This window comes from Mycobacterium sp., assembly GCF_032162105.1.
Classification (GTDB): domain Bacteria; phylum Actinomycetota; class Actinomycetes; order Mycobacteriales; family Mycobacteriaceae; genus Mycobacterium.
Genome location: NZ_JAVRPS010000602.1, coordinates 1 through 25,664 on the forward strand (window position 1 = coordinate 1; position 25,664 = coordinate 25,664).

The following is a 25,664-nucleotide window of genomic DNA, read 5'->3' on the forward strand; positions in this document are numbered from 1 at the left end:
GACTCCTGCACGATCAGCGTGGCCCGCCACTCCGAGAGCGCCCCGGCCTCGAGTGCGGCCAAGGTGTGGGGCATCTCGTGCACCAACGCCCGCGCAATACCCAGATGCCGGCCCCCACACGAGGGGGAGTCCCGACGGGCCAACGCCACCTCGGAGGCCAGACCCCGCCCGCGTTTGGCCGCGGGCATCCCTGCGGCCGCCTCCGAAGCGCGCCGGCGCTCGTCCAATGCGGCCGCGGCCCTGGCCTGCCCCGCGGCGGCGGCTGACTTCAACCGTTCCAGCGCCGCGATACGCTCCACCAGCGCCGACTCACCGGCCTCCGGGTCGACGACCACCAACTGTTCGAACATGTGTTCGATACTACAGCGTGCCCCTGACCGCTGACAACCCGGGTCGGACGTATCCTGATCAGGTGAAGTTCGCCAAGGGACACGGCACGCAGAACGACTTCGTGCTGCTGGCCGACCTCGACGCCCGCATCGCGCTGGCACCCGCCGCGGTGGCCGCGCTGTGCGACCGACGGCAGGGACTCGGCGCCGACGGCGTGCTGCGCGTGACGACGGCTGGCGCCGCGCTGGCGGCGGGCGTGTTCGACCGCCTTCCCGAGGGCGTGCAGGCGGGCGACTGGTACATGGACTATCGCAACGCCGACGGATCGATCGCCCAGATGTGCGGCAACGGCGTGCGGGTCTTCGCGCACTACCTGCGCGCCTCCGGGCTGGAGGAACGCGACGAGTTCGTGGTTGGCTCGCTCGCCGGTCCGCGACCGGTGTCGCTGCACTCGGTGAACCCGCTGGCAGCCGACGTCACCGTCGAGATGGGCAAGGCCAACCAGGTCGGCACCGGTACTGCGGTGGTCGGCGGGCGCGAATTCACCGGCTTGGCCATCGACGTGGGCAACCCCCACCTGGCATGCGTCGATCCCACACTCACCGGGGACGACCTGCGCGCGCTCGACGTGGCCGCCCCGGTTCGGTTCGACTCCGCGCAGTTCCCCGAAGGCGTCAACATCGAGGTACTCACCACACCGGTCGACGGTGAAGTGTCGATGCGGGTGCACGAGCGTGGCGTCGGGGAGACCCGCTCCTGCGGAACCGGCACGGTGGCCGCCGCGGTCGCCGCGCTGCACCACCGGGGCGACTCGACGGGCACGCTGCGGGTACGGATCCCCGGCGGCGAGGTCGACGTCACCGTCACCGACGCCACCAGTTTCCTGCGCGGGCCGTCGGTGCTCGTGGCAGACGGCGACATCTCCGACTCCTGGTGGCAAGCGCACGCGTGACTTTATTCAGATGCGACCGTGGTACCGCCGTGACACCATCGGAAACCACATATGACTGAACACAATGACCGCCGCGCCACTCCCAGCCTCGGTGAACTCGCACTCGAAGACCGCACGGCGCTACGCCGCGTGGCTGGTCTTTCGACCGAACTCGCCGACGTCTCCGAAGTCGAATACCGCCAGCTCCGCCTGGAACGCGTTGTGCTGGTTGGAGTTTGGACCGAAGGTAGCGCCACCGACGTCGAGGACAGCATGGCGGAACTGGCCGCTTTGGCCGAGACCGCGGGCTCCGAGGTGCTCGAAGCCCTGATTCAACGGCGCGACAAGCCGGATGCGTCCACCTACATCGGCTCCGGCAAGGCCGCCGAACTGCGCGAGATCGTGACGGCCACCGGCGCCGACACGGTGATCTGCGACGGCGAGCTCACTCCTGGGCAGCTCAACGCGCTGGAGAAGGCCGTCAAGGTCAAGGTCGTCGACCGCACCGCGCTGATCCTCGACATCTTCGCGCAGCACGCCACCTCCGCGGAGGGCAAGGCGCAGGTCGCCTATGCGCAGATGCAGTACATGCTGCCCAGGCTCCGCGGCTGGGGTGAGTCGATGTCACGCCAGGGTGGTGGCGCAGGCGGCAGCGGCGGCGGCGTGGGCACCCGCGGTCCCGGCGAGACCAAGATCGAAACCGACCGCCGCAGGATCCGTGAGCGGATGTCCAAGCTGCGCCGCGAGATCAAGGACATGAAGAAGATCCGCGACACCCAGCGCGGACGCAGGCTGCACAGCGACCTGGCGTCGGTCGCGATCGTCGGCTACACAAACGCGGGCAAGTCCAGCCTGCTCAACGCGCTCACCGGCGCCGGGGTACTCGTCGAGAACGCATTGTTCGCCACGCTCGAACCCACCACGCGCCGTGGGGAATTCGACGACGGTCGGCCGTTCGTGCTGACCGACACGGTCGGGTTCGTGCGGCATCTACCCACTCAGCTGGTGGAGGCGTTTCGCTCCACGCTGGAGGAGGTCGTGGACGCCCAGCTTCTGGTGCACGTCGTCGACGGCTCCGACGCCAACCCGCTTGCGCAGATCAACGCGGTGCGCCAGGTGGTCAACGATGTCGTCGCCGAGTACGACATCGCGCCGCCACCGGAGTTGTTGGTGGTCAACAAAACCGACGCGGCCACGGGGCTGGCGTTGGCTCAGTTGCGCCGCGCGTTGCCCGATGCCGTGTTCGTCTCGGCTCACACCGGCGACGGCGTGGACCGCCTCCGCAGCCGAATGGCCGAACTCGTCGAACCGACCGACACCACGGTCGACGTCACCATTCCCTACGAGCGCGGCGACCTCGTCGCACGCATGCACGCCGATGGGCGGGTCGACGCGACCGAGCACACCGCCGACGGCACGCGCGTCAAGGCGCGGGTGCCTGCCCCGCTGGCCGCCAGCCTCCGCGAGTTCGCGACGTTTTAGGGTTCCGCGCCGCTAGCATCCGGGCATGGTCAAGCTGGATCCCTTCCGCAGCACGGAGATTCGAGCGCAGTTCATCGCAAAGTACGACGCGGTGCTGCACGGTTGGCCAGCGTCATACGAGCAGCGCGACGTCGACACCGACGCCGGTGCCACCCATGTGATCGTCAGTGGACCCGCGTCCGCGCCGCCGCTGATCCTGCTTCACGGCGCCACACCACCTCGATGATGTGGCGCCCGATCATCTAGCCGCTCAGTGCCTGGTACCGCTGCTACTGCGTTGACACGATGACCGAACCGAACAAGAGCGTGGCCACCCGGTGAGCCCGCGGGGTGACGAACCTGGTCGCCTGGTTGCGGCAGGTGTTCGCCGCGCTCAATGTCGACGACGCACGGGTCGCCGGGTTCTCCTACGGCGGTTGGCTCGCCGCGAACCTGGCGGCACACGCCCCGGAACTCGTCAGCCGCCTGGTGTTGCTGGCCCCGGCTGCGACGCTCGCCCCGATCGTGCGGGTGTTCCGGCCTGTGCTTCCGAACACTGCAGCCTGCTGAACGGCCGCGCCAGCACCCGGAGGGCATGACCTCATAGGCCGACCCGCCGGCGTTCCGCACCGTCATCCTGCTTGGGTGGCGGGCCGACATCACGTCCTAGTTCGGCGGCTGGGTGTCCGGCGGCCCACGCCGGCGAGGGGGTTCACCGGCGCGGGCCCGCCCTTGGGTAGGCGATTCACTTCCGACCAGCGGTGTCAGTTAATACAGCCTGACCCCGCACGGTCGATGACCGTTACCGGCGCCAGCCAAACCAGTTACCCCAGCCGTTATCGCCGTGCCAGCCGCGATCACCGTGCCAGCCGCCGCGGTCACCGCCGCCATGAAAGCCGCCGCCCTGGAAGCCGCCGCCGCCGTGACCGGCAGTCTGGACGACGTTGGGGGACACGGCCGCCGGCGCGGTGGCGATCGTTGCCGGCGGAGCCGGCGTGGTTTCGGCCATGGCCGCTGGTGCGGCGGCGATAGCCACCGCGGCAGCGCCCGCCGCCAACACTGGTGTGATGTATTTCAGTCCGACTCGCATGGTGCTACTCCTTTGATAGTCCAATCTGGACTCATCCCAAGAATTGCGCTTCAGCGAACCTACGTCGTCACCGCTGACACCCAACCATGCCCCCCACCAACTGGCGTCCTTGCTTTGCCTGTTAGCAGCCAGAGGCGCTGCAGGTGATTCCCAGATGGGAGGGGCACGATGATGCGCGACCCACGCCACTTCTATGGCCAATACCCCGCAGTCTGAACGTCTCCTACGTCGGCCCGCCATCCAAGATCCCTACGGGTGGCGGCCCGACCGCGGCATTGGGGGCGGTGATGGAACACCAAACCTGGGCCCGGCCCGACGGGTTCACCACCGACGGGCGCCGATCATCGGCGCAGACCTACCGCCAAAAATCGTTGTTGTGGTTGTCGCCGTCGCCATCGCGGTGGTGATCGTCGTGGCACGTATTCCAGTCGAAGTTGAAGCCCCATTCCGGGCGCCAGAATTCCCCTGGGCACCAGTGGTACAGCGGCGCAGGGCCAAAGCCGGGCTCGGCTTGGGCGGTACCCGACGCCAGCCCCAAACCTCCGCACACCAACATCGTCGTTGCAAACCCTGTGATTCCTCGTTTCATGACCACTTTCATGCGCCAGTAGATGCCCTCGGCGGCGTCGTATTAACCTGGCCAGGTTCGTATAAGTCGCTGAAAGTCGCTGGGAGAATTGGTTTTAGCACCCCCATGCCGGGCGTGCGGTGAGTGATCCAGCCCACTACGGGTTTGGGTAACGGCCCTGGCGGATAGTTCGATAGAGCAAGTGAGGGTCTCACGTCGCACGACCGTGCAGCGGTATAGCAGTGCGACGCATCCTCGAGCATCGCCATCCTCGAAGCGATGCCGCCTGTTCAAGCGTAAGGCGGTCGCGGGCGGTGCTGGCTTTCGGATCTGTCGACACGATTCGGAGGCAGGCCAACAACACCGAAGGAGCACAACAATGAGTTTCAACAAGACTGTGGCGCGAGCCGCGATCGTGGGCGCGTTGGGCTTTAGCGCTCTCGGGCTGGGCGTCGGTCTCGGCACCGCGTCCGCCGACCACGGGAATGGTGGGCAGCCGTGCTGGCCACAAAACTGCCAAGGCGACCAACGCGGTGACGGTGGACAGGATCACCGTGGGGACGGTGGCGACGGTCGCCAGTTTGGGGACCAGTGGCGACCGGATCAAGGGCGACCGGATCAGGGTGGCTGGGACCAGCGGCCATGGGATCAGCGCGGCTTCGACGACGCCCGCGTGGACCATCAGCCCTTCAACTGGCAGGGTCAACGTGTTGAGCCGTACTTCGACAACGACCGCGGTGCCTGGGGCTTCTGGTTCCTGGGCCTCTGGATCCCGCTGTGATCTGAGCGGGTGAACGTCCGCGCGTCCGTGCTAACGCCGCGCTAGCGATAGGTGGGGCCGGTGGCGATATGCCGCTGGCCCCACTGTCGTGTCGGCGCAAGGTTTCCACTCGGCCTGATCGTGTCGGGGACCGTGCCCCAGAGGTGGGCGCCTCCAGGGCCACTTCTTCTGGAGGCGTCGGACGTACATGTCCCGAAGACCCATTGCCCGAGTATCACCAGGGGGGCGCGGGCGGTCAATGGAGTCACCCCACTACAACGCCGACGGACTCACGACAATTCGTAGACGTCGGCCGCAGGTGTCGTCATGACTCGTTGCGCCAGTTGCGCTTTCAGTTCGTCGAGTCGTCGCTCCTGAGCATCGGTGCGGTCGTCGGTCCGGGCCAGGTCGATGAACTCCTCGGTGACGAAGCCGTCGCGCAGCAGCAGCGTCACCGACGCTTCGCCGACCCCGATGCCGACCTCGAACACGAAGTCCTCCAGCAGCCGCCCCCGGTCGGCGCGGAGCAACGTGCGGTCCACGGTGTAGCGGCCGTCGGTGACCGCGCGCGTCACCGCCTCGAACCCGTCCCGTGCGCCCGGACCGCGAAACGCGGTGCGCACGACGATCGAACGACGCTCGGGTGGTCCGTCGGGGGAGAGCAGGTCGAATGCGCGCTGCATCGCCTTGAACGCGACCGCGACGCCGGCTGGTGACCCCGGGCCGTGGTAGCGCATCATGTCGTCGAACGAGAAGATGATGGTCCGGCCGAGCTCGGCTACCGCGATGGTTTCTGTCATGGGGCTGCGCACCGGTGCCTATCCTGTTGCAGCGTCTCTGTCAGCGGCCGCGGCCGAATAGTCTCGCTTCGAGATCGTCGGAGCCGAGGATGTCGTCGTAATCGAGGCGACCTTCGCGAGCCGCGTCGGCCGACAGCATCGCCGTGGGCGCGGCGACATATTCGAGTAGTTCGGCGATGGGCATCGGCCGGCCGCAGAAGTAACCCTGTGCCACGGTGCAGCCGTAGGAGGCAAGGGCTACCGCCGTTTCGTCGTTCTCGACGCCTTCTGCCACCACCGTCAGACCCAGGGTGTCAGCGAGATTGATCACCGTGCGGACGATTGCCGCCGCGCGGCGATCCGCGGTGATCGGTGCGATGAAGGAACGGTCGAGCTTGACCTCATCAATGGGTAGCTCACGCAAATACGACAACGCCGAGTAACCCGTGCCGAAATCATCGATGGCGATGCGGACGCCCAACGCGTGCAGCTCATCGAGCACCTTGAGCGCACGATTCATGCTTCCCAGGAGGAAGTCTTCGGTGATTTCTACGACCAATAGACCCGGGCTCAGGTGGCGGCGGGACAGCGCGTCTGCGATCTGCAGCGGCAGATCGAGTTCTCCTAGACTCGGCGGGAACAGATTTATCGCAACGGGCATCGGGAAGCCGCGTTCGCGCAGGTACACGGCGCCGTCGAGTGCCTGATCGAGAACGCCCATCGTCATCGCGTGCATGAGTCCGTTCTGTTGTACCGCCGGAAGGAAGTGGGCCGGCTCCAGCAGTCCACGGTCTGGGTGATCCCAACGGACAAGGGCTTCGACGCCGACGACCACGCCCGATCGCAGATCGAACTTGGGCTGATAATGCACGCACAGTTCGCGTTTCACGACCGCAGTACGCAGTTGATCGAGCAGTCGCATTCCAGCGCGTGTGGTTTCGGGCGCTCCATCGCCTGCGACTTCGGGGGTGTAGCTCAGATAACCGACCTGTTGTCGCTTAGCGCGGTACATCGCGATGTCTGCATGACGAAGCAACGTGCCGACATCTTGGCCGTGCATCGGGCTGTGCGCGATGCCGATGCTGCCCGTGACCTGTACGCGCAGGCCTTCCAGCAGCACCGGTTCCTCAACCGCAGTGCGCAACCTGATGGCGGCTTTGGTTGCGCCCTCGGCGTCGGCATCGGGCAGTAGTACGGCGAACTCATCACCGCCGAGGCGGACGAGCAGGTCCTCGTCGCGCAGGCTGGCGTTCAGCCGGGAAGCGATAACACACAGCAGTTCGTCGCCTGCGGCGTGGCCCAGGGAGTCGTTGACGTCTTTGAATTGGTCGAGATCCAACACCAGCAGTGCAAGCGAACGCGAGGCACTCGCTTCGTGGCCCGGGGCGGGTAGCAACAAGCCCGCTCGGGCGTAGAAGCCGCGTCGATTGGGAAGCCCGGTCAGGTCGTCGGTCCGCGCCAGATGGGCGTGCTCGCCGGCAGGACCCGATTCCCGGTATGCGGCCAGTATGCGGCCCATCGACGTCAGCACCGTAGCGAGTGCGAGGTACTTCGCAGCCGGTGTGATATTGACGTGGTCGTCGAGCACCAAAATGGCGAGGCCCAAGCAGGTGGCGGTGAGCGGTACGGCCAAGGAAATTGCATGCGGCGCACGGGCGATCGAGGGCCGGCGATGCCGTCCGGGCGCGAGCGCAGTGATGGTGGCTGCGACTACCCACGCTCCGTCGAGGTACCCGCCGGACCAGTAGCTGTCGTGAGCGAGCTCAACCACATAGACCGAGTCGGGGACTGCGACCAATGCCGACCCCAGACCGAGCCACCACAAACCCGGCGGCGGGCGCCACCGGAACAGTGCACACGCAGCAACGATCGTGGCCAGCAGCAGTATGTCCAGAATCGGATAGAAAAGACTCGTCACCATCGCGGCAACAGTGCCGTCCAATCCTGACAACGCCGGGGGTAGCACCAATGCAGTCGTTACCGACGCAGTTCCCAACCCCACCAAGAGTCCGTCCAACGCGACACTCAGTGGGAACTGGTTGACCCGAGATCGCATGAGCAGCGCCGTCGCGAGGAAGACGCACGGGTAGTACGCAAGCCACAGCGCATCCGCCAGTGTCGGGAAGGGTTCCGGGTCGATCGACTGGACGAACCAGGACCAGTAGGTGTTCGCAAGCGCCTGGAACGCCAAGGCTGCCGCGACAAGCTGCCAAACGCGACGATCGGGGCTCGACGGACGAATCCGTACGAGGCACAGCACCGCGGCGGCCCCGAACGCGAGGTTCTGCCAGATCCCGTCGATCCACCACGAGTAATTGCGGTCGCCGCGAATTGGGGGCAACGTGGTGCACAGGAACGTTGCGATGATCGTCAGCAGGGCGAATTGCAGTGGCCCGCGCCATTGCCGGCCCGCCCGCGCCGCTTTCGGATCGGGTGGCACCGGCCTTGCCGCTTTGCGGATCAACTCGGCGCTGGTTGCGACCTTGTGGCAAATACCCATATCGCTCCCCAAGCGGACCAACAAACCGGCATCACGAACACGAGCTGTATCTTTATGAGTACACCACATGTCTGTTACGCATTAGAAATGAGCAAGATTCCCCGTGGGGAAGCTGACCGGCAGGTGCTGTAACGGAGAAGTAGTTGGCAGACATCGGTGATTCTGGCAACCGTTCGCGTCCTTCTAGAAGCCGGCGTCGTCGCGGGTCCGGATCACCGGCGGCTGGTGCGCTCGCACGGGAGGCAGCGGCCCGGTGTGCTTCGCGATCTCGACGAGCACGTGGGCACCCGTGCAGCCCTGGGCCAGTGCCGACGTGCCGATGTCGGCGGTCAGCACGTTGGGATTGCCGTGCACGCACATCGCGTCGGGATCGTCCGCGTCCTCCGGGTCGTACCAGGCGCCTGTCGACAGCTGCACGACTCCGCGTCGCAGCCCGTCGTCGACCACGACGCCGGCCAGGCATGCCCCACGGTCGTTGAACACCCGCACCACGTCGCCGTCGACGAGGTCACGCGCTGCCGCGTCGGCGGGATGGATCCGGATCGGTTCGCGCCCAAGGATTTTCGAGTCCCTACTGGTGGCTCCGCCGTCGAGTTGGCTGTGCAGACGGCTCGCGGGCTGGTTGGCCAGCAGGTGCAGGGGATAACTGGTCGCCCGGTCACCGCCGAGCCACTCGGTGGGCTCGTACCACGTGGGGTGGCCCGCGCAGTCGTCGTAGGAGAACCCGTCGATGTCGGCCGAGAAGATCTCGATACGGCCGCTTGGCGTGCCCAGCCGGTGGTTCACCGGGTCGGCCCGGAAGTCGGCGAGAAGCGTCAGGCCAGGCTCGGTGGGCAGCCGCAGCTGGCCATCGCGCCAGAACTCATCGAACGACGGAACGGTGAAATCCAGTCCGGCGGCCCACTTCTCGTACATGTGCACCAGCCACTCCCGGGCGGTGCGGCCCTCGGTGAACTGCTCGCCGAAGCCGAGCCGGTGGGCCAGCGCCGCGAACGTGGTGTAGTCGTCGCGCGACTCGATGTACGGCTGGGCCAGCGCGGGCATGGCCATCAACAGGGGATCGTTGCGCGAGCCGGAGTAGTCGTCGCGTTCGTATGAGGTGGTGGACGGTACGACGATGTCGGCGTGCTTGGCCATCGCAGTCCAGTACGGGTCGTGCACGACGATGGTGTCTGGACGCGCCAGCGCTCGGCGCAGGCGAGGGATGTTCTGGTGGTGGTGGAACGGGTTGCCGCCGGCCCAGTACACGCACTTGATGTCGGGATAGGTCAACCGCAGCCCGTTGTAGTCGTACGCCTCCCCGGGGTGCAGCAGCATGTCGCTCACGGCGGCGACCGGGATGAACGTCTGAACCGGGTTGAGGCCCTGCGGAAACACGGGCAGCCTGCAGCGCAGCGGTGCCAGCCCGGTCTCGTTGATCGAGCCGTAGCCGTGCCCGAATCCGCCTCCGGGAAGCCCGATCTGGCCCAGCATTGCGGCCAGGGTCAGACCCATCCATGGCGCCTGCTCGCCGTGGCGGACGCGCTGCAACGACCAACTGACGGTGACGATCGTGCGGTCCGCCGCCATCCGCCGGGCCAAGTCGGTCAGAAGGTCGGCGGACAGGCCGCAGATCGCCGACGCCCACTGCGGTGACTTCGGCACACCGTCGTCGACACCGAGCAGATAGCGCTCGAAGCGTTCGTAACCCGTGCAGTAGACGTCCAGGAAGGCGCGGTCGACCAGCGACTCGGTGGCCAGCACGTGGGCCAGGGCCAGCATGATGGCGACGTCCGTGCCCGGCACGTTGGCCAGCCATTCGCAGTCACCGTCGACGTCGTCGCGCAGCGGTGAGAACGACACGATGCGTCCGCCGCGATCCCGGAAGCGCCGCAACGCATTTCGCGCGGGGTGTGCGGTGGTGCCACCGTGATTGAGGCCGGTGTTCTTCAGCCCGACGCCGCCGAAACACACCAGCAGGTCGGTGTGCTCGGCGATGACGTTCCATTCGGTGGACCGTTTGAACAGGTCGTCGTGGGTGCCGACCACCCGCGGCATGATCACCCCTGTGGCGCCAAGGCTGTAGGAGTGTCGCGAGAAGGTGTATCCGCCAAGCATCTTCAGGAATCGGTGCACCTGGCTCTGGGCGTGGTGGAACCGCCCCGCGCTGGCCCATCCGTAGGAACCGCCGTAGATGGCCTCGTTGCCGTGGGTGTCGACGATGCGGCGCAGTTCGCCGGCCAGCAGTTCGGTGAGGTCGTCCCACGACACTGCGACGAATTCGTCGGCGCCGCGTCGCGAACTGGGGCCGGGGCCGTCGTCGAGCCAGCCGCGTCGCACGGCCGGGCCGGCGATCCGCGACGAGTGGCGAAGCGAGCCGGGAAGGTTGCCGAGCAGCGGTGACGGGTCCTCGTCACCGTCGATGGGCCGCACCGAGGCGATGTCGCCGTCGCGCACGTCGGCGGTGAACGCACCCCAGTGCGCGAGTGACGTCGGAGCCTTCGTCATGGTGGCGAGTCTAAGACCGCGCACCGACGACCTCCGACCACCCAACCATCCGGTTGGGTGGTATAAAGTTCGACCCAAATCCCGCTTTGTCGATCCGGAGGCCATCCATGGGTTCGCCCAGCCAGGTAGTGAAGTACGACCGCACCCTCTTCGAGCCCGAGCACGATCTGGTCCGCGAGTCGTATCGGACGTTCCTCGCCCGCCACGTCGCGCCGTTCCACGAGCAGTGGGAGAAGGACAAGATCGTCGATCGCGGCGTCTGGCTGGAGGCCGGCAAGCAGGGCTTCCTCGGCATGGCGGTGCCGGAGGAGTACGGCGGCGGCGGGAACCCCGACTTCCGCTACAACGTCATCATCACCGAGGAGACCAGCGCAGGCCGCTACAGCGGCCTGGGCTTCGCGCTGCAGAACGACGTCATCGCGCCCTACCTGCTGCGTCTGGCCACCGAGGAGCAGAAGCAGCGCTGGCTGCCCGGGTTCTGTTCCGGCGAACTGATCACGGCAATCGCAATGACGGAGCCGGGTACGGGCAGCGACCTGCAGGGCATCAAGGCGCGTGCGGTCAAGCACGACGACCACTACGTGCTCAACGGATCCAAGACGTTCATCACCAATGGCATCAACGCCGACCTGGTGATCGTCGTGGCGTGCACCGACCCCGACAAGGGCGCGCAGGGATTCTCGCTGCTCGTCGTCGAGCGGGGCATGGCGGGCTTCGAGCGCGGCCGTCACCTGGACAAGATCGGGCTGGACGCGCAGGACACCGCCGAACTGTCCTTCACCGACGTGAAGGTGCCCGCCGAGAACCTGCTCGGAGAGGAGGGCATGGGCTTCGTCTACCTGATGCAGAACCTGCCCCAGGAGCGGATCAGCATCGCGGTTATGGCCGCGGCCGGTATGGAGGCCGTGCTGGCGGCCACCCTGCAGTACACCAAGGAGCGCAAGGCGTTCGGCAAGCCGATCGGCAGCTTTCAGAACACTCGCTTCACGCTGGCAGAGCTGGCCACCGAGGCAACCGCGGTTCGGATCATGGTCGATGAATTCATCCGTCTGCATCTCGACGAGAAGCTGACCGTCGAGCAGGCCGCGATGGCGAAGTGGTACTCCACCGAGGCGCAGGTGCGCCTCAACGATCGTTGCCTGCAACTGCACGGCGGGTACGGCTACATGCGCGAATACCCCATTGCCCGGGCCTTCCTGGATTCGCGGATTCAGACGATCTACGGCGGAACCACCGAGATCATGAAGGAGATCATCGGCCGCGGCCTGGGCGTCTAGCCCCGGCGATTACCCGGGGATCGACCACGAGTTCGCGGCCCTCCTGCGCGACACATCCCGACTACCGCTTGGATATCCCTCAAGATGGACGTCGACTGACGCACAGTTGACGGGCGCGATACTTACGGGACCGTTGCGGATCGGGGGAGGACGGATGACCGGGCTGCGAACCCTGTTGGGCGATGTGACGAGGCGGGCGGGTGTCTGCCTCGCGCTGACGGCTGCCGTCGTGCTGCTCGCCCCGGTCGCCGCGGCGACGCCGGAGAGCGATGCCGACGCCGCGATCAACCAGGCCTGGGACGCCGGCGGGGGCACCACCGGGCCACTGGGGCCCAAGGACGGCACCGTCTACGCCATCGGTGACGGCTTCGGACAGAACTTCGCAGGCGGGAAGGCCTTCTTCACCCCGGACACCGGCGCCCACCTCATGCAGGGCGCGATCCTCGACAAGTACCTGTCGCTGGGCGGGCCTGCCGACGGCGACCTGGGCTTCCCCACCATCGACGAAGGGGCCGGCAAGGCGCCGAACAGCCGGAACACCACGTTCAGCGCCGCTGACAACCCGGTGATCTTCTGGACACCCGACACCGGTGCGCGCGTCGTCCGGGGCGCCATCAACGCGGCGTGGGACAAGGTCGGCGGATCGGCGGGCCCGTTGGGCGTGCCGACCGAGGACGAGGTGTACCGCGGCGACGTGGTGTCGCAGAACTTCTCCGGCGGCCAGCTGTCGTGGGACTCGAAGACCGCGGCGTTCACGACGACACCGCCAGAGCTGGCCGATCAGCTTGCCGGCCTCCCGGTCCCTGGCGACGCGACCTCTGCCATCAACGCCGCGCGTCGGGCCGCGGGCGGCCCACTCGGCCCGCTGGGTGCTGCGCAGGGACCACCGAGCAAGGTCGGTGCGGACGGTCTGGTGCAGATCTTCGCTGGCGGCAAGATCTTCTACAGCCCGGAAACCGGCGCCGACGTGGTGACCGGCCAGGTACTGGCCAAGTACGAGAGCGTCGGCGGCCCCGGGGGTGACCTGGGCTTCCCCACCAGCAGTGAGGCGGACGGCGGTCTGGCCCCGATGAGCCGGATCAGCACGTTCGCCGCGGCGGACCAGCCGGTGATCTTCTGGACGCCCGACTACGGCGCCGTCATCGTGCGCGGCGCGATGAACGCGGCGTGGGCCAAGCTCGGGGGAGCGGCGGGCGATCTCGGCGCACCCACCGCGGACCAGACCGAGAACGGCGATCTGGTCAGCCAGAAGTTCAACGGCGGCGCGATCTCCTGGGACAAGTCGACCAAGGCGTTCAGCACCGAACCGGCCGGTCTCGCGTCGGCACTGTCCGGCCTGAAGGTTCCGGGGCAGGATGTGCCGCAGGCGCCGCCCGCCGTGCAGGCATCGAACGACGGCGGCGGTGGCGGCAGCTGGTACTCGAAGCTGCATTGGTGGTGGCTGTTCGCCATCATCCCGGTCGTGCTGGTCGTGGCCGCGATCGTCATCGCGGTGGTCTTGAACCGGCGACGGGGCGACGATCGGGCGCCGCTGGACCGGTTCGACGACTACGACGGGCCCGAGGACCGCGACTTCGACTCCGGCCCTGTGCCGTTGGCCGACCACGGCTCCGCGGGCGACGACGCGTACCCCCCGCTGAGCGCGTGGGCGGTGCACTCCGACGTTCACGGCGACTACCACGACGACGCCGGTGATCGCCGTGTCGACCCGGACGGCGACCCGGACGACGATGTGGACGACGACCCGGACAGCGGGCCGACCGCCCGGTTCGAGGGCTTCCCCGACGACCAGGACTCCATCGACACGGCGCCGACGCGCATCGAGGCCGAGTCGCACGCCGAGGCGGCTGCGGAGGAGGAGCCCGAGCCCGAGCCCGCGAGTGGGCCGCCGAGCGGGCGGCACGCGGCGATCGTGCTCGAGGAGCCGGCGTCCGCCCAGACGGCGTTGCGGTTGGCGCTCGACGACCCGTATCAGGCGCCGGAGGGGTATCCGGTCAAGGCCGACACCACCACCGGCGTGTACTGGACGCCGGGAAGCGGCCACTACGACCGGGCTCGCGCCGAGATCTGGTTCGCCAGTGAGGAATTCGCATTGACGAATGGATTCGTCAAGGGCTAGTGGCGCCCGCTAGACCTTGCGGATGACGGTGACGACCTTGCCAAGGATCGCGGCGTCGTTGCCGGGGATCGGATCGAACAACGGGTTGTGGGGCATCAGCCAGACCTGGCCGCGGCTGCGCTTGAACGTCTTGACCGTCGCCTCACCGTCGATCATCGCGGCGACGATGTCGCCGTTGTCCGCGACGTTCTGCTGACGGATGACCACCCAGTCGCCGTCGCAGATGGCGGCGTCGATCATCGACTCACCGACGACCTTGAGCAGGAACAGCGAGCCCTCGCCGACGAGTTCGCGCGGCAGCGGGAAGACGTCCTCGACGGCCTCCTCGGCCAGGATCGGGCCGCCGGCGGCGATGCGCCCGAGCACGGGCACGTAGGTCGGCTCGGGTAGCGCGTCGGACCCCGCGACGTCGGTGGCAACGATCGGGGTCGCGAGTTCCTCGGGGGTGCGGACGTCCACCGCCCGCGGGCGGTTGGGGTCGCGCCGCAGATAGCCCTTGCGCTCGAGCGTGCGCAGCTGATGGGCCACCGACGAGGTCGACGTGAGGCCCACGGCGTCGCCGATCTCTCGGATGCTGGGCGGATATCCCCTGGTGGTGACCGAGGAGCGGATGACCTCGAGGATGGTGCGTTGACGCTCGGTCAGGGCCGGGTCCCGGGTGTCAGTGCTGTCGCTCATGGCCCGAATCTAGTCTCCTGCGACCCGATAATCAAACATGTGTTCGAGGCGTGTCGCACATTCGTTCGCCCGACGGAACTTGTCGGTGGGTCCGGTTATCGTTTGCAACAGTTCGATCACATGTTCTAGTCATCGAACACCTGAGCGATTAGTATTCGAACACAGGAGCGAATACCGCACCGTCGAACACACCGAAAGGCCGGCAGATGACCATCATCACCCGCGAGAACCCCACCGATGTCGTCGTCCGGCCCGTCCGGCCCGTCCGCACCGCCGCGAGACGCCGGCCGGAGTCCAGCCGCCCTGCCGGGTCGCCCCTGCGCTACCACACCACGGGGGTGCTGATGTCGCGCGCATCCCATCGCCGTAAGCCCATCACACCGGTCACCACCGTGGTGCTCGCCCTCGTCGCCGCGGCCATCACGGTGTGGCTGGGGCTGGTGGCCCAGCTGGGCGCGCCGGCGGATGCGGCGGAGCCGGTGCCGGGCCAGCTGGCCGTGGTCCAGGTCCAGACGGGGGAGTCATTGCAGCAGCTCGCGCAGCGGGTGGCGCCCGATGCGCCGGTCGGTGCGGTCGTCGACCAGATCCGGGAACTGAACGAACTCGACTCTGCAGCGGTAGACGCCGGACAGACCCTGATCGCGCCCGTCGGATGACCCCGGGAGATGCGCAGTCAAATTCGCTGCCGTGCAACGGTACGCTCGTATTCGTCCGAAGTGCTCGGGCCCCACGACGGCGGCGAAGGAGCGGTGATGCACTGTCCGTTCTGTCGTCACCCCGACTCGCGCGTGGTGGACTCGCGCGAGACCGATGAGGGCCAGGCGATCCGGCGACGCAGGTCGTGCCCGGAGTGCGGTCGCCGATTCACCACCGTGGAGACCGCCGTGCTCGCCGTTGTGAAACGCAGCGGCGTCACCGAGCCGTTCAGTCGCGAGAAGGTGATCAAGGGCGTGCGTCGCGCGTGTCAGGGCCGTCAGGTCGACGACGATGCGCTGAACCTGCTGGCGCAGCAGGTCGAGGACGCGGTGCGCGCCGCCGGCTCACCCGAGGTGCCCAGCAACGAGGTTGGTCTGGCCATCCTCGGGCCACTGCGCGACCTCGACGAAGTCGCCTATCTACGGTTCGCCTCGGTGTACCGCTCGTTCTCCTCGGCTGACGACTTCGAGCGCGAGATCGAGGCGCTGCGGGCCCATCGCGCGGAGGCGCCGAGCTGACCTGCGCCGTCAGTCGATCTGTCTGACCCCGTCGTCCACCACGCGACCTGCCACCTTTACCCAACCCTCGGGGTTCCAAGAAGTGCGGATCTGTGAGCCCTTGCCCTGCGTGATCGCCAGGTCGCGGCCGAGGTAGTCGGTGATGCGCACCGCCGCGGCGCCGGTGGCCTCGTCCTCGGGGATGCCGAGATGGCTGGCGAACATCCGCGACCGAATGCTGCCCTCGCCCTTGTCGATCCACGCCCACACGTAGTGCTCGACGTCTTCGGAGTAGTCGTTCGGGTCGGCGTCGAGGACCTCGTCGATCGAGTTCAGGTCGTAGATCGAGAAGTCCGGCGCCCACTCCGAGCGGGCCCTGATCACCGTGAACTCGCCGTCCGGCTGCGACTGGTACTCCACCTGCACCACGCCGCCAGGCACCTGCAACGTGTTGACCGGCGTCCCGCGCTGCTTCAGCCACCACGATGCCCCGACGGTGGGATGCCCGGCGAACGGCAGTTCGGCGGCCGGGGTGAAGATGTGCGCGACGGCGGTGCTGGTGCCGGACTCCGGTAGTCCGACGAAAATGGTTTCGCTGTAACCCAATTCGGTGGCGACCCGCTGCCTGTCGGCGGGATCTACCTGGCTGGCATCGATGACGCCGAGGGGGTTGCCGAAATTGCCGTCCGAATCGGTGAACACCCGCAGCACGGTCACGTCGATGGCCATGGGCCCGATGCTACTTCGTGCGTTTGGTCCCGGGGTTCGCAGCCGGTCAGGTAGCGCTGCGCTCGTCGGCGCCCATGGCGTCGAGCACGGCCACCCGGGTATCGATCGTTCCGGTGATGGCTCGCTCCCTGATGCCGGTCCGCAGCAGGTCGCGCAGCACGTCATGGTCGTACACGGCCGGCGTGGTTGAGTCAATGAACTTCTCGACGCACTCGACGAAGCGGTCTGGATCGTCGTGGAACGGGAAGTGGCCCGAACCGTCGAAGACCTCGAGCACCGACCCCGGCATGGCGGAGTGCGCCATCCTGGCGTGACTGACCGGGATCACCGAATCTTGTGATCCCCAAATCAGTTGCACCGGAACGGATTCCGTCAAATAACATCGATCCAGCATGGTCACTACCTGGCCGCGCCAATCCACCACCGCACGCAGGGTGCGGGCGAATGCCGACGAGGCGGTCGGCTCGGGCAGGTCGGCGAGGATGCGCAGCACGTCGGGAAGATCGCGGCCAAGGCCGGTCGAGCCGAACACGGCGCCGCCGACCCGCCCGACCACCTGCAGGGCGGGCAGCACCAACGGCAGGCGCAGCAGGGCCAGCGCCTCGGTGCCCATCGGCAGGGACGCGATGCGCAGCGCGATGTTGACGTCCTTGGTCACCCCGCCCGCGCCGACGAGGATCAATCGGTCCACCAGTTGCGGGAACTGGTAGGCGAACTGCATGGCCACCCCACCGCCCAGCGAGTGGCCGACCACGGTGACCCGTTCGACGTCGAGCACGCTCAGCAGGTCGCGCATTCCGTTGGCGTAGGCCGCAACCGAATAGTCCGCGCGCGGCTTGTCCGACCGGCCGTGGCCCAGCAGGTCGGGGGCAATGACGGTGAACCGTTGCGCCAGCTTCGACTGCACCGTGCTCCACGTCGTGGAGTTGTCACCGATGCCGTGGATCAGCAAGATCGCCGGGCCCGAGCCTGCGACGCGGAAGGCGCGCCGGTATCCGTGGATGGTGCGGTACTCCAAGGTCGGAGTGAGCTCACGCACGCTGCGCAGATTGGGCTTTCGCTTCGTCATGATCGCCAACTCCTCGCCAACTTCAGTGTCGGGCCCGGTCAGGGCGATGCGTTGCCGTCTTCGCCGCCCCTGGACTCATCGCGTTGCGCAAGAAATCGCTCGAACTCTGCGCCGAGTTCGTCACCGCTCGGAAGATCTTCGTCTCGCGCCAGCAAAGACCGATTCTCTTGAGCGCTAACGAACGCATCGTACTGTCGCTCGAGCGCGGTCACCACTTGAGCGACCTCGGTACTCGATTCCACCTGCTCGTTGATCTTGGTGAGCACTTCGGCACCCGCCTCGCCCAGTGCCGCCAACGGGATCTGCAACGAGCCGGTCCTGCCGACCTCGGCGAGCAAAGCTTCCGCGGCCGCGGGGTAGTCCGTCTGGGCCAGATAGTGCGGGACGTGGACGGTGAACCCGACCGCCTCGTGGCCGTGCTGGGCCATCCGGTACTCGAGCAGGTTGGACACGCTGGCAGGCACCTGAACCTCGCCGACCCATGGCTGGTGTTCGGAGATGAGTTCCTTGTCGTTGGAATGGGCCGTCATGGTCACCGGGCGCGTGTGCGGCACCGCCATGGGAATCGTGCCCAGCCCGATCACCTGACGTACCCCGAGTCGTTCGGCCAGCAGACGCACCGCGGTGATGAACCGTTCCCACCTCAGGTCCGGTTCCAGTCCGGCGAGCAGCAGGAACGGCGTGCCGACCGAGTCGTGCAGCGCGTAGAGGCTCAGCTCGGGCTCGTCGTAGTGGGTGAAGTGGTCGGTCTTGAACGTCATCAGCGGCCGTCGCGACCGGTAGTCCAGCAACTCGTCGATGGCGAACGACGCCACCAACTCGGTGTCCAGCGTGTTCTTCAGGTGGGTCGCGGCCAGCCTGATGGCGTGGCCTGCGTCCGAGAACCCCTCGAGGGCGTGGATCAGCACCGGCCCCCGACCGTCCGACGACGACAGCTGGGGAGCGGGGAACTCCAGCTCATACATCCCGGTCGGTTCCGGGTGGTAGTGCTGCTCAGGGCCTTCTGGGTGATCGGCCATACTGCTTTGCCTCCTCGGTGACACCTAGTGTCCCGCACTTTGCGGTGGTTGCCATCTCGGCCCCACACAAACAGTTCAAACGCAATGCCTAGGCCCGCTCATTCCGGCGGGCAGGAGCGCAGCGACCGGGGATCGTTCCGTCGCCGCCAGCGCCGTCGGGCAAGATCGATGATCATGCGTCGTGCTCGTATCGTTCTGCTGACGGGGTTGTTGGCCCTGCCGGCGTCCTGTGCGGATCCGGCGCCGACTGCACCCACCGGACCGACGGCGGGTACGACGACGTCGGCGTCGTCGGCCCCGTCCGCCAAGCCGGTACCCGCGGAGCCAAGAGTGGGAGCGGTGTTCCTCGGCGGACAGTCCATGCACACCTGCTCGGGAGCGGTGCTGGACTCGGCGGCGGGCGACCTGATCCTCACCGCTGCGCACTGCATGGCGGCGGGCATCGACGCGTTCTTCGTGCCAAAGTTCGCCGGAGAGGCGGCCGACTCGGACTTCTTCCACGTCGACGCCGTCTACCTTGACCCGCGCTGGGTCTCGGACCAGGACCCGGTGGCCGACTTCGCCGTCGCCCGGGTGAGCCGCGCCGGCGGCGGTTCGGTCGAGACGCAGGCAGGCGGCGGGTTCACCGTTGGGCCTGCGCCGGAGGCGGGCACCGACGTCACAGTCACCGGCTACCCGTTGGGGGCGGGCGGTGACCCGATCGGCTGCACCACCCACACGTCGGCCGACCGCGGCTTCCCGTCGCTGCCCTGCGCGGGCCTGGTCGACGGCACCAGCGGCGCGCCGTGGGTGGCCGGCTCGATGATCGCGGGCCTGATCGGCGGTCTGGAGGGCGGCGGATGCGAGGAGAACGTGTCGTACTCACCGCCTTTCGACGCCGCAGTCGGAAAGCTCCTGGCCCGTGCGGAAGCGGGTGGACCGGCTGACGATGCGCCCACCGTCTTCGACGACGACTGCTGAGGCTGCTAGGCCCTGAACTGGCTCAGCGCGCGGAGCTTGTTCATCACGTCCAGCGCAGCCACCTTGTAGGCCTCCGAGAACGTCGGGTAGTTGAACACCGCGTCGACCAGATACTCGACGGTGCCGCCGCAACCCATGACCGCTTGCCCGATGTGCACCATCTCGGTGGCGTTGGTGCCGAAGATGTGCACGCCGAGAAGGCGCAGATCCTCGGTCGAGACAAGGAGTTTGAGCATGCCGTAGGAGTCGCCGGCGATCTGGCCGCGTGCCAGTTCGCGGTAGCGCGAGACCCCGACCTCGTAGGGGATCGAGTCCTTGGTCAGGTCGACCTCGGTACGGCCGACGTAGGAGACCTCGGGGATCGAGTAGATGCCGATCGGTTGCAGGTCGGTCATGCCCTTACAGGGCTCGCCGAAGGCGTGGTAAGCGGCCAGGCGGCCCTGATCCATGGACGTGGCGGCCAGCGCAGGGAACCCGATGACGTCCCCGACGGCGTAGATGTGGTCGACCTTGGTCTGGTAGTTGTCGTCGACGAAGATCCGGCCGCGGTTGTCGGCCTCCAGCCCGGCCGCGGGGAGGTCGAGGTGGTCGGTCTGGCCCTGCCTGCCCGCCGAGTACATCACGGTGTCGGCGGGGATCTGCTTGCCGCTGGCCAGGGTGGTCACGGTGCCGGAGGAGCCGACGTCGACGGCGGTGACCTCTTCGCCGAAGCGGAACGTGACGGCAAGGTCGCGCAGATGGAAGCGCAGGGCCTCGACGATCTCGGGGTCGCAGAAGTCGAGCATCAAATCGCGCTTCTCGACGACGGTCACCTTGGTGCCCAGCGCGGCGAACATCGACGCGTACTCGATGCCGATCACCCCGGCCCCGACGACCACCATCGAGGTGGGAATGGTCTTGAGGTCCAGGATTCCGTCGGAGTCCAGCACGCGTGACTCGTCGAACTCGACGCCGGCCGGCCGCAGCGGCTTGGTACCGGTGGCGATGACGATGTGGCGTCCGCTGACGGTGATCTTCTCGGCACGGTTGGGGTCTTCGATCTGCAATGAGTGCTCGTCGACGAAGCGTGCGTGCCCGACGTACAGCTCGACGCGGTTGCGCAACAGCTGAGAGCGCACGACGTCGATCTCCTTGCCGATGACGTGCTGCGTGCGGGCCAGCAGGTCGGCGGGCGTGATCTTCTCCTTGACGCGGTAGCTGGCGCCGTACAGCTCGCGTTGGCTCATGCCCGTGAGGTAGACGACCGCCTCGCGCAGCGTCTTCGACGGGATGGTCCCGGTGTTCACGCACACTCCGCCGAGCATGAGCCCGCGTTCGATGACGGCGACCGTCTTACCGAGCTTGGCGGCGGCGATGGCGGCCTTCTGGCCGCCGGGGCCGGAACCGATGACGACGAGGTCGTACTCCTGCGTGGAACCCATGGACGTAGTCCTACGCCGATTGCGGCAATCTTGCATGCCGACGGGGTCAATCGCCGGCCAATGCGGGCTTAACAAACGCATTCATCCACAGACGCGCATTCGTCCACATCCGCTACGACGGGCGGCGTCATCGGAGCGGATCTCAACGGGGTTCACTGAGACGTTCAGCGCATGACGTCCTTTCGAAGCGCCGACTTCCACCTCAACAAGCCCGGCACGCTGATCGCCGCACTGCCCGCCGTACTCGGTTTCGTGCCCGAGAAATCCCTGGTACTCGTCACGCTCGACGGTGACGAGATGGGTTGCGTTATGCGCATTGATCTTTCGGCCGACGTGTTCGACGCGGTCGGCCGCATGGCCGAGGTGGCCGCCTCGGCCAATCCCGACGCCGCGATCGCCGTCATCGTCGACGAGGACGGGATGACGTGCCGGATGTGCAAGGACGAGCACCGTCAGCTGGCCGACGCCCTTGGCGACGCGCTGTCCGCCTGGGGCATCGAACTGCTGGCCGCCCACGTCGTGGACCGGGTGGCGGCAGGCGGTCGGTGGCACTGCGCGGACGGCTGCGCCTGCGCTGGCACGGTCGACGATCCGTCGGCGTCGCCGATGGCCGCGGCGGCCGTTCTGGACGGGCGTCGGCTCTATTCGCGGCGTGCCGACCTGCAGGAGGTGATCGCCGTGGCCGATCCCGTCCGCACTGCCGGCTTGTGCCGCGTAATCGCCGACACCGCCAGGCCATCCGACGCCGATCAGCGCCCCGACGCGCACGCCCGTGCCGACGTCGAGCAGGCCATGGTCGCCGCCGCGGGCGCGATTGAGGGACGGTGCCCGTCCGACCCGGATCTGGCGCGGCTGGCGTACGGGCTGACCGATCCACGGGTGCGCGACACGTTGTACGCGCTGGCCGTAGGGCGGGACGCCGCACCCGCGGAGTCGTTGTGGGCGCTGTTGGCGCGAACCCTGCCGGAGCCCTGGCGTGCCGAAGCGCTTGTGCTGCTGGCGTTCTCGGCCTATGCCCGTGGCGACGGACCGCTTGCCGGGGTGTCGCTGGACGCCGCGCTGCGCTGCGCTCCGGAGCACCGGATGGCGGGCATGCTGGATCAGGCGCTGCAGTCGGGGATGCGGCCCGAACAGATCAGGGAATTGGGGCTCACCGGCTACCGGTTGGCCAAGCAACTCGGGGTCGAGCTACCGCCACGCCAATCGTTCGGCAGGCGGGCCGGCTAGACCTTCTCGACCTTCACGGCGTGTGCCATGTGATGCGGCAACTCCACCTGCTCGTGGCCGGGAATCACGATCATGACGCTGCCCTGCTCGTTGACCTGAACGGTCACCCGCGCGCTGGGGACCACGCCGGCATCCTTGAGCCGCCCGATCAGGTCGGTGTCGCCCTGGACGTGCTCGGTGAGCTGGCGCACCCGTACCGCCACCGGGAAACCGGTCGGCAGCTCGGTGAGGCGAACCAGGGAGACGTCATCGGTGGCCGAGGGGTCGATGCCGAGTTCGGAAAGGCCAGGGATCGGATTGCCGAACGGCGACGTGGTCGGGTTGTCGAGGACCTGGACGAGGCGACGCTCGACGTCCTCGCTCATCACGTGTTCCCAGCGACAGGCCTCGGCGTGCACCTCTTCCCAGGGAAGGCCGATGACGTCGACGAGCAGGCGCTCGGCGAGCCGGTGCTTGCGCATCACGGAGACGGCCAGCGCACGACCCTTGTCGGTCAGCTCCAGGTGGCGATCGCCTGCGACGTGCAGCAGTCCGTCGCGTTCCATCCGCGACACGGTCTGGCTGACGGTCGGACCACTCTGCTCGAGGCGCTCGGCGATCCTGGCCCGCAGCGGCACCACGCCCTCTTCCTCGAGGTCGTAGATGGTCCGCAAGTACATCTCGGTGGTATCGATCAGATCGTTCATCGCGCCTTCCCAAAGCCCAGCGTCTCAACGGAGTCTACCGGTGCAAACGCCTGAACAGGGGGCTCAGGTCGGCGCGCCAAAATGTGATACCCGCCGCGTTTGCCGCGGCGGGTATCACAGAGGGCAGGTCTAGCTGGCGTAGGAGCGCAACCGTTCGGCCCGATCGCCGTGGCGCAGCTTCGCCATCACCTCGCGCTCGATCTGGCGGACGCGTTCACGGGACAGCCCGAACAGCTTGCCGATCTGGTCCAGCGTGCGCGGCTGGCCGTCGTCCAGGCCGAAGCGCAGCCGGATGACCTGCTGCTCGCGCTCGTCGAGCGTGGCCAGCACGTGCCGGATGTCGGTGTGCAGCAGCTCGGAGATCACCGCGTTCTCGGCGGACATCGCCTCGGCGTCCTCGATGAAGTCGCCAAGCGGGGCTTCCTCGTCGCTGCCGACCGGCATGTCCAGGCTCACCGGGTCGCGGCTGTGCTCGAGAAGATCGGCGATCTTCTCGGCGGGGATGCCCGACTCCTCGGCAAGTTCCTCGTCGGTGGCCTCGCGGCCGAGGTTCTGGTGCATCTCGCGCTTGATCCTGGCGAGCTTGTTGACCTGCTCGACCAAGTGGACCGGCAGCCGGATGGTGCGGCTCTGATCGGCCATGCCGCGCGTGATGGCCTGGCGGATCCACCACGTGGCGTAGGTGGAGAACTTGAATCCCTTGGCGTAGTCGAACTTCTCCATCGCGCGGATCAGACCGAGGTTGCCTTCCTGGATCAGGTCAAGCAGTGGCATGCCGCGACCGGTGTAGCGCTTGGCCAGCGACACGACGAGGCGCAGATTGGCCTCGAGCAGGTGGCGGCGGGCGGCTTCACCATCGCGGACCACGGCCGCGAGTTCGCGTTTGCGGAGATCGCCGAGCCGCTTCTTGGTGTCGAGCTGATACTGCGCGTAAAGCCCAGCTTCGATGCGCTTTGCGAGCTCGACCTCGTCTGCCGCGTTGAGCAGGGCGGTTTTGCCAATGCCATTGAGGTACACGCGCACCAGGTCAGCGGCGGGGCTCTGGGCGTCCAGATCGCTGTCGAAACGGCTTGCGGTGGCATTTGCCATAACGGACTCCTAGTCGGCTGGGACGGTCAAGAGCTATAACGTCGAATCAGCTCTAAGAGTTCCCGCCTGCCGCCGGTTTCACACCTTCTGACCTGCACTTATTCGGCGACGACCTGAGAATGTCCTGAGAATGGATGAAGAATTTCCTCATCAGGGAACGTCGTGTTGCGACTCCGTCGAATCGGGTTGCGGCGGAAGGTCCCTGCGAGGCTCCAACGCGGGCCGCTCGGCGGTCGGAAACAGTGGGATCCGTGTTCCCCCCGCATACCGTCGCGGTTCTTCTGCCCGTCGGGGTGGCCGGTCGTTGGCGATCAACACCGCGATCCACGGCAGCGGGATCGACGCCATCAGGATGGCCAGTGAGATCAAGCCGTTGTGCCACATGCCGTACGCAAGGGCGGCCAGCAGGAGCGCCGGTACGCGCCACGACATGATGGTGAGGTACTTGCGCACCCGCTCGCGATGCTGCTCCTCGTAGGGCTGCGCCGCACGGGTGATGAGAACCGGCTGACCATCGTCGTCGAAACTCAGCTCATGGCCGTGTTTCATGCCTCCACTGTTTCACAGATCACCCGACCGAATCAGACCGGTTTCCCATCGATCCCATCGAAGGCACAATGAACGTCATGCAGACCGAGACGATCGAGCGCACCGACAGCGACGAACAGGTCGACGACGGGACAGACGACGACGCTCCCAAGTTCTTCCACTACGTGAAGAAGAACAAGATCGCCGAGAGCGCGGTGATGGGCACCCACGTCGTCGCACTCTGCGGCGAGGTCTTTCCGGTGACCAAGTCGGCCAAGCCCGGCTCGCCGGTCTGCCCCGACTGCAAGCGGATCTACGAGTCGCTCAAGAAGTAGTCGGCGGCCCGGCAGGGTTTGCGTCGGAGGGCGCTTCGGTCTTCCCGTTCTTGCGCGTCTCGGACTGCGCGTCCTTGAGTGACTCGGCCTGCCCCTCGATCCAGCCACGCAGCCGACGCGCATGGGTCACCGGCGCGGGCCACTCCTCCTGAACGGCGGCGTTCAGTTCGGCACCGAGCATGATGGCGAAGCCGAGGAAGAACGCGAACAGCAGGAACGCGATCGGCGTGGCCAGCGCGCCGTAGGTGTAGCCGGTCGCGGTGATCGACGTCAGATACACCCGTAGGCCCACCGTGGTCACCAGGAACACCGCCGCGGCCAGCACCGAGCCGAGCAGCAACCGGTGCGATGGCAGTGGCCTCGGCAGTGACACCCGGTAGAGGAAGGTCACCGCCAGCACGAAGCCGACGAAGAGCACCGGGTAGTAG

The 25,664-nt window shown here is 67.1% G+C and carries 26 protein-coding genes and 1 pseudogene; 12 read left to right on the forward strand and 15 right to left on the reverse strand.

Annotated elements, in window-relative coordinates:
• Positions 1-350, reverse strand: a pseudogene (locus QOC69_RS30640) (HNH endonuclease); the annotation flags it as partial.
• A gap of 62 nt (positions 351-412) precedes the next feature.
• Here QOC69_RS30640 and dapF point away from each other — a divergent pair.
• The 4 genes from dapF to QOC69_RS30660 all read left to right on the forward strand — a co-directional run bounded on the left by dapF (position 413) and on the right by QOC69_RS30660 (position 3,292).
• Positions 413-1,282, forward strand: coding sequence for a diaminopimelate epimerase (gene dapF / locus QOC69_RS30645; protein ID WP_526446271.1), 870 nt, complete (start codon positions 413-415; stop codon positions 1,280-1,282).
• A gap of 51 nt (positions 1,283-1,333) precedes the next feature.
• On the forward strand, positions 1,334-2,743 hold the full coding sequence (gene hflX / locus QOC69_RS30650) for a GTPase HflX (RefSeq protein ID WP_526446272.1): 1,410 nt from the start codon (positions 1,334-1,336) through the stop codon (positions 2,741-2,743).
• Positions 2,744-2,768: 25 nt separating this feature from the next.
• The gene (locus tag QOC69_RS30655; RefSeq protein WP_526446273.1) at positions 2,769-2,969 is read left to right on the forward strand and encodes a hypothetical protein; all 201 of its coding nucleotides are present in this window, start codon (positions 2,769-2,771) and stop codon (positions 2,967-2,969) included.
• 104 nt (positions 2,970-3,073) lie between these two features.
• Complete coding sequence (locus QOC69_RS30660; protein ID WP_526446274.1) at positions 3,074-3,292, forward strand: alpha/beta fold hydrolase; 219 nt, start codon at positions 3,074-3,076, stop codon at positions 3,290-3,292.
• A 232-nt stretch (positions 3,293-3,524) separates the two neighbouring features.
• Here QOC69_RS30660 and QOC69_RS30665 read toward each other — a convergent pair whose 3' ends face one another.
• Both QOC69_RS30665 and QOC69_RS30670 read right to left on the reverse strand, forming a co-directional pair.
• The gene (locus QOC69_RS30665; protein ID WP_526446275.1) at positions 3,525-3,812 is read right to left on the reverse strand and encodes a hypothetical protein; all 288 of its coding nucleotides are present in this window, start codon (positions 3,810-3,812) and stop codon (positions 3,525-3,527) included.
• Positions 3,813-4,167: 355 nt separating this feature from the next.
• Positions 4,168-4,413 (reverse strand): Mtp family mycobacterial-type pilin, encoded by a 246-nt coding sequence (locus tag QOC69_RS30670; RefSeq protein WP_526446276.1) that lies wholly within the window; start codon positions 4,411-4,413, stop codon positions 4,168-4,170.
• Positions 4,414-4,759: 346 nt separating this feature from the next.
• Between QOC69_RS30670 and QOC69_RS30675 the strand changes: the two genes are divergently transcribed.
• On the forward strand, positions 4,760-5,161 hold the full coding sequence (locus QOC69_RS30675; RefSeq protein WP_526446277.1) for a hypothetical protein: 402 nt from the start codon (positions 4,760-4,762) through the stop codon (positions 5,159-5,161).
• A 269-nt stretch (positions 5,162-5,430) separates the two neighbouring features.
• Here the strand turns inward: QOC69_RS30675 and QOC69_RS30680 are convergent, their stop codons facing one another.
• The 3 genes from QOC69_RS30680 to QOC69_RS30690 all read right to left on the reverse strand — a co-directional run bounded on the left by QOC69_RS30680 (position 5,431) and on the right by QOC69_RS30690 (position 10,906).
• Positions 5,431-5,940, reverse strand: a complete 510-nt coding sequence (locus QOC69_RS30680; RefSeq protein WP_526446278.1) for a hypothetical protein — start codon at positions 5,938-5,940, stop codon at positions 5,431-5,433.
• Between the two features lie 40 nt (positions 5,941-5,980).
• Positions 5,981-8,419 (reverse strand): putative bifunctional diguanylate cyclase/phosphodiesterase, encoded by a 2,439-nt coding sequence (locus QOC69_RS30685; protein WP_526446279.1) that lies wholly within the window; start codon positions 8,417-8,419, stop codon positions 5,981-5,983.
• Between the two features lie 183 nt (positions 8,420-8,602).
• Positions 8,603-10,906 (reverse strand): molybdopterin guanine dinucleotide-containing S/N-oxide reductase, encoded by a 2,304-nt coding sequence (locus QOC69_RS30690; RefSeq protein WP_526446280.1) that lies wholly within the window; start codon positions 10,904-10,906, stop codon positions 8,603-8,605.
• Between the two features lie 107 nt (positions 10,907-11,013).
• Here QOC69_RS30690 and QOC69_RS30695 point away from each other — a divergent pair, with 107 nt between their 5' ends.
• Both QOC69_RS30695 and QOC69_RS30700 read left to right on the forward strand, forming a co-directional pair.
• Positions 11,014-12,183 (forward strand): acyl-CoA dehydrogenase family protein, encoded by a 1,170-nt coding sequence (locus QOC69_RS30695; protein WP_526446281.1) that lies wholly within the window; start codon positions 11,014-11,016, stop codon positions 12,181-12,183.
• A 154-nt stretch (positions 12,184-12,337) separates the two neighbouring features.
• Positions 12,338-14,302, forward strand: coding sequence for an LGFP repeat-containing protein (locus tag QOC69_RS30700; RefSeq protein WP_526446282.1), 1,965 nt, complete (start codon positions 12,338-12,340; stop codon positions 14,300-14,302).
• Between the two features lie 9 nt (positions 14,303-14,311).
• Here the strand turns inward: QOC69_RS30700 and lexA are convergent, their stop codons facing one another.
• Positions 14,312-14,980 carry a transcriptional repressor LexA gene (gene lexA, locus QOC69_RS30705; protein WP_526446283.1) on the reverse strand — a complete coding sequence of 223 codons (669 nt, stop codon included), beginning with the start codon at positions 14,978-14,980 and terminating at the stop codon, positions 14,312-14,314.
• Positions 14,981-15,186: 206 nt separating this feature from the next.
• Here lexA and QOC69_RS30710 point away from each other — a divergent pair, with 206 nt between their 5' ends.
• Both QOC69_RS30710 and nrdR read left to right on the forward strand, forming a co-directional pair.
• Positions 15,187-15,636: a LysM peptidoglycan-binding domain-containing protein gene (locus QOC69_RS30710; protein ID WP_526446284.1), complete on the forward strand. Its 450-nt coding sequence runs from the start codon at positions 15,187-15,189 to the stop codon at positions 15,634-15,636.
• A gap of 96 nt (positions 15,637-15,732) precedes the next feature.
• Entirely contained in the window at positions 15,733-16,194 is a 462-nt protein-coding gene (gene nrdR, locus QOC69_RS30715) for a transcriptional regulator NrdR (protein WP_526446285.1), read from the forward strand.
• A gap of 9 nt (positions 16,195-16,203) precedes the next feature.
• Here the strand turns inward: nrdR and QOC69_RS30720 are convergent, their stop codons facing one another.
• From QOC69_RS30720 to QOC69_RS30730, 3 genes are read right to left on the reverse strand one after another with little or no spacing between them, the layout of a single operon-like run.
• Complete coding sequence (locus QOC69_RS30720) at positions 16,204-16,902, reverse strand: PhzF family protein (RefSeq protein ID WP_526446286.1); 699 nt, start codon at positions 16,900-16,902, stop codon at positions 16,204-16,206.
• Between the two features lie 46 nt (positions 16,903-16,948).
• Complete coding sequence (locus QOC69_RS30725) at positions 16,949-17,971, reverse strand: alpha/beta fold hydrolase (protein ID WP_526446287.1); 1,023 nt, start codon at positions 17,969-17,971, stop codon at positions 16,949-16,951.
• 38 nt (positions 17,972-18,009) lie between these two features.
• Entirely contained in the window at positions 18,010-18,990 is a 981-nt protein-coding gene (locus tag QOC69_RS30730) for a proteasome assembly chaperone family protein (protein WP_526446288.1), read from the reverse strand.
• Between the two features lie 174 nt (positions 18,991-19,164).
• On the opposite strand from QOC69_RS30730, the gene QOC69_RS30735 reads away from it, so the two are divergent.
• Positions 19,165-19,950, forward strand: coding sequence for a trypsin-like serine peptidase (locus tag QOC69_RS30735; protein WP_526446289.1), 786 nt, complete (start codon positions 19,165-19,167; stop codon positions 19,948-19,950).
• 5 nt (positions 19,951-19,955) lie between these two features.
• On the opposite strand, the gene sthA is transcribed toward QOC69_RS30735, so the two are convergent.
• Positions 19,956-21,371: a Si-specific NAD(P)(+) transhydrogenase gene (sthA, locus tag QOC69_RS30740; protein ID WP_526446290.1), complete on the reverse strand. Its 1,416-nt coding sequence runs from the start codon at positions 21,369-21,371 to the stop codon at positions 19,956-19,958.
• Positions 21,372-21,542: 171 nt separating this feature from the next.
• On the opposite strand from sthA, the gene QOC69_RS30745 reads away from it, so the two are divergent.
• Positions 21,543-22,598 carry a DUF4192 family protein gene (locus QOC69_RS30745; protein ID WP_526446291.1) on the forward strand — a complete coding sequence of 352 codons (1,056 nt, stop codon included), beginning with the start codon at positions 21,543-21,545 and terminating at the stop codon, positions 22,596-22,598.
• Here QOC69_RS30745 and QOC69_RS30750 read toward each other — a convergent pair.
• The 3 genes from QOC69_RS30750 to QOC69_RS30760 form a co-directional block, all read right to left on the reverse strand.
• Positions 22,595-23,284, reverse strand: coding sequence for an iron-dependent transcriptional repressor DtxR (locus QOC69_RS30750; protein WP_526446292.1), 690 nt, complete (start codon positions 23,282-23,284; stop codon positions 22,595-22,597). The genes QOC69_RS30745 and QOC69_RS30750 overlap by 4 nt on opposite strands.
• Positions 23,285-23,413: 129 nt before the next feature.
• Entirely contained in the window at positions 23,414-24,373 is a 960-nt protein-coding gene (locus tag QOC69_RS30755) for a sigma-70 family RNA polymerase sigma factor (protein ID WP_526446293.1), read from the reverse strand.
• Positions 24,374-24,523: 150 nt separating this feature from the next.
• Complete coding sequence (locus tag QOC69_RS30760; protein WP_526446294.1) at positions 24,524-24,922, reverse strand: DUF3099 domain-containing protein; 399 nt, start codon at positions 24,920-24,922, stop codon at positions 24,524-24,526.
• A gap of 77 nt (positions 24,923-24,999) precedes the next feature.
• Here QOC69_RS30760 and QOC69_RS30765 point away from each other — a divergent pair, with 77 nt between their 5' ends.
• Positions 25,000-25,236: a DUF3039 domain-containing protein gene (locus QOC69_RS30765; protein ID WP_526446295.1), complete on the forward strand. Its 237-nt coding sequence runs from the start codon at positions 25,000-25,002 to the stop codon at positions 25,234-25,236.
• Here the strand turns inward: QOC69_RS30765 and QOC69_RS30770 are convergent.
• Positions 25,226-25,664: YhjD/YihY/BrkB family envelope integrity protein (locus QOC69_RS30770; RefSeq protein ID WP_526446296.1), on the reverse strand; the 439-nt coding region annotated here is incomplete at its 5' end. The two genes, QOC69_RS30765 and QOC69_RS30770, sit on opposite strands and share 11 nt — an antisense overlap.

What these genes read in the sequence shown, in the direction of transcription:
- QOC69_RS30730 (WP_526446288.1), bottom strand. Translation starts at nt 18,990, where the DNA reads ATGGCCGATCACCCAGAAGGCCCTGAGCAGCACTACCACCCGGAACCG.
- QOC69_RS30765 (WP_526446295.1), top strand. Translation starts at nt 25,000, where the DNA reads ATGCAGACCGAGACGATCGAGCGCACCGACAGCGACGAACAGGTCGAC.
- QOC69_RS30700 (WP_526446282.1), top strand. Translation starts at nt 12,338, where the DNA reads ATGACCGGGCTGCGAACCCTGTTGGGCGATGTGACGAGGCGGGCGGGT.
- lexA (WP_526446283.1), bottom strand. Translation starts at nt 14,980, where the DNA reads ATGAGCGACAGCACTGACACCCGGGACCCGGCCCTGACCGAGCGTCAA.
- QOC69_RS30675 (WP_526446277.1), top strand. Translation starts at nt 4,760, where the DNA reads ATGAGTTTCAACAAGACTGTGGCGCGAGCCGCGATCGTGGGCGCGTTG.
- QOC69_RS30755 (WP_526446293.1), bottom strand. Translation starts at nt 24,373, where the DNA reads ATGGCAAATGCCACCGCAAGCCGTTTCGACAGCGATCTGGACGCCCAG.
- QOC69_RS30735 (WP_526446289.1), top strand. Translation starts at nt 19,165, where the DNA reads ATGCGTCGTGCTCGTATCGTTCTGCTGACGGGGTTGTTGGCCCTGCCG.
- QOC69_RS30655 (WP_526446273.1), top strand. Translation starts at nt 2,769, where the DNA reads ATGGTCAAGCTGGATCCCTTCCGCAGCACGGAGATTCGAGCGCAGTTC.
- QOC69_RS30760 (WP_526446294.1), bottom strand. Translation starts at nt 24,922, where the DNA reads ATGAAACACGGCCATGAGCTGAGTTTCGACGACGATGGTCAGCCGGTT.
- QOC69_RS30665 (WP_526446275.1), bottom strand. Translation starts at nt 3,812, where the DNA reads ATGCGAGTCGGACTGAAATACATCACACCAGTGTTGGCGGCGGGCGCT.
- hflX (WP_526446272.1), top strand. Translation starts at nt 1,334, where the DNA reads ATGACTGAACACAATGACCGCCGCGCCACTCCCAGCCTCGGTGAACTC.
- QOC69_RS30690 (WP_526446280.1), bottom strand. Translation starts at nt 10,906, where the DNA reads ATGACGAAGGCTCCGACGTCACTCGCGCACTGGGGTGCGTTCACCGCC.
- nrdR (WP_526446285.1), top strand. Translation starts at nt 15,733, where the DNA reads ATGCACTGTCCGTTCTGTCGTCACCCCGACTCGCGCGTGGTGGACTCG.
- QOC69_RS30685 (WP_526446279.1), bottom strand. Translation starts at nt 8,419, where the DNA reads ATGGGTATTTGCCACAAGGTCGCAACCAGCGCCGAGTTGATCCGCAAA.
- QOC69_RS30745 (WP_526446291.1), top strand. Translation starts at nt 21,543, where the DNA reads ATGACGTCCTTTCGAAGCGCCGACTTCCACCTCAACAAGCCCGGCACG.
- QOC69_RS30725 (WP_526446287.1), bottom strand. Translation starts at nt 17,971, where the DNA reads ATGACGAAGCGAAAGCCCAATCTGCGCAGCGTGCGTGAGCTCACTCCG.
- QOC69_RS30695 (WP_526446281.1), top strand. Translation starts at nt 11,014, where the DNA reads ATGGGTTCGCCCAGCCAGGTAGTGAAGTACGACCGCACCCTCTTCGAG.
- QOC69_RS30720 (WP_526446286.1), bottom strand. Translation starts at nt 16,902, where the DNA reads ATGGCCATCGACGTGACCGTGCTGCGGGTGTTCACCGATTCGGACGGC.
- QOC69_RS30710 (WP_526446284.1), top strand. Translation starts at nt 15,187, where the DNA reads ATGACCATCATCACCCGCGAGAACCCCACCGATGTCGTCGTCCGGCCC.
- QOC69_RS30750 (WP_526446292.1), bottom strand. Translation starts at nt 23,284, where the DNA reads ATGAACGATCTGATCGATACCACCGAGATGTACTTGCGGACCATCTAC.
- QOC69_RS30680 (WP_526446278.1), bottom strand. Translation starts at nt 5,940, where the DNA reads ATGACAGAAACCATCGCGGTAGCCGAGCTCGGCCGGACCATCATCTTC.
- QOC69_RS30670 (WP_526446276.1), bottom strand. Translation starts at nt 4,413, where the DNA reads ATGAAAGTGGTCATGAAACGAGGAATCACAGGGTTTGCAACGACGATG.
- sthA (WP_526446290.1), bottom strand. Translation starts at nt 21,371, where the DNA reads ATGGGTTCCACGCAGGAGTACGACCTCGTCGTCATCGGTTCCGGCCCC.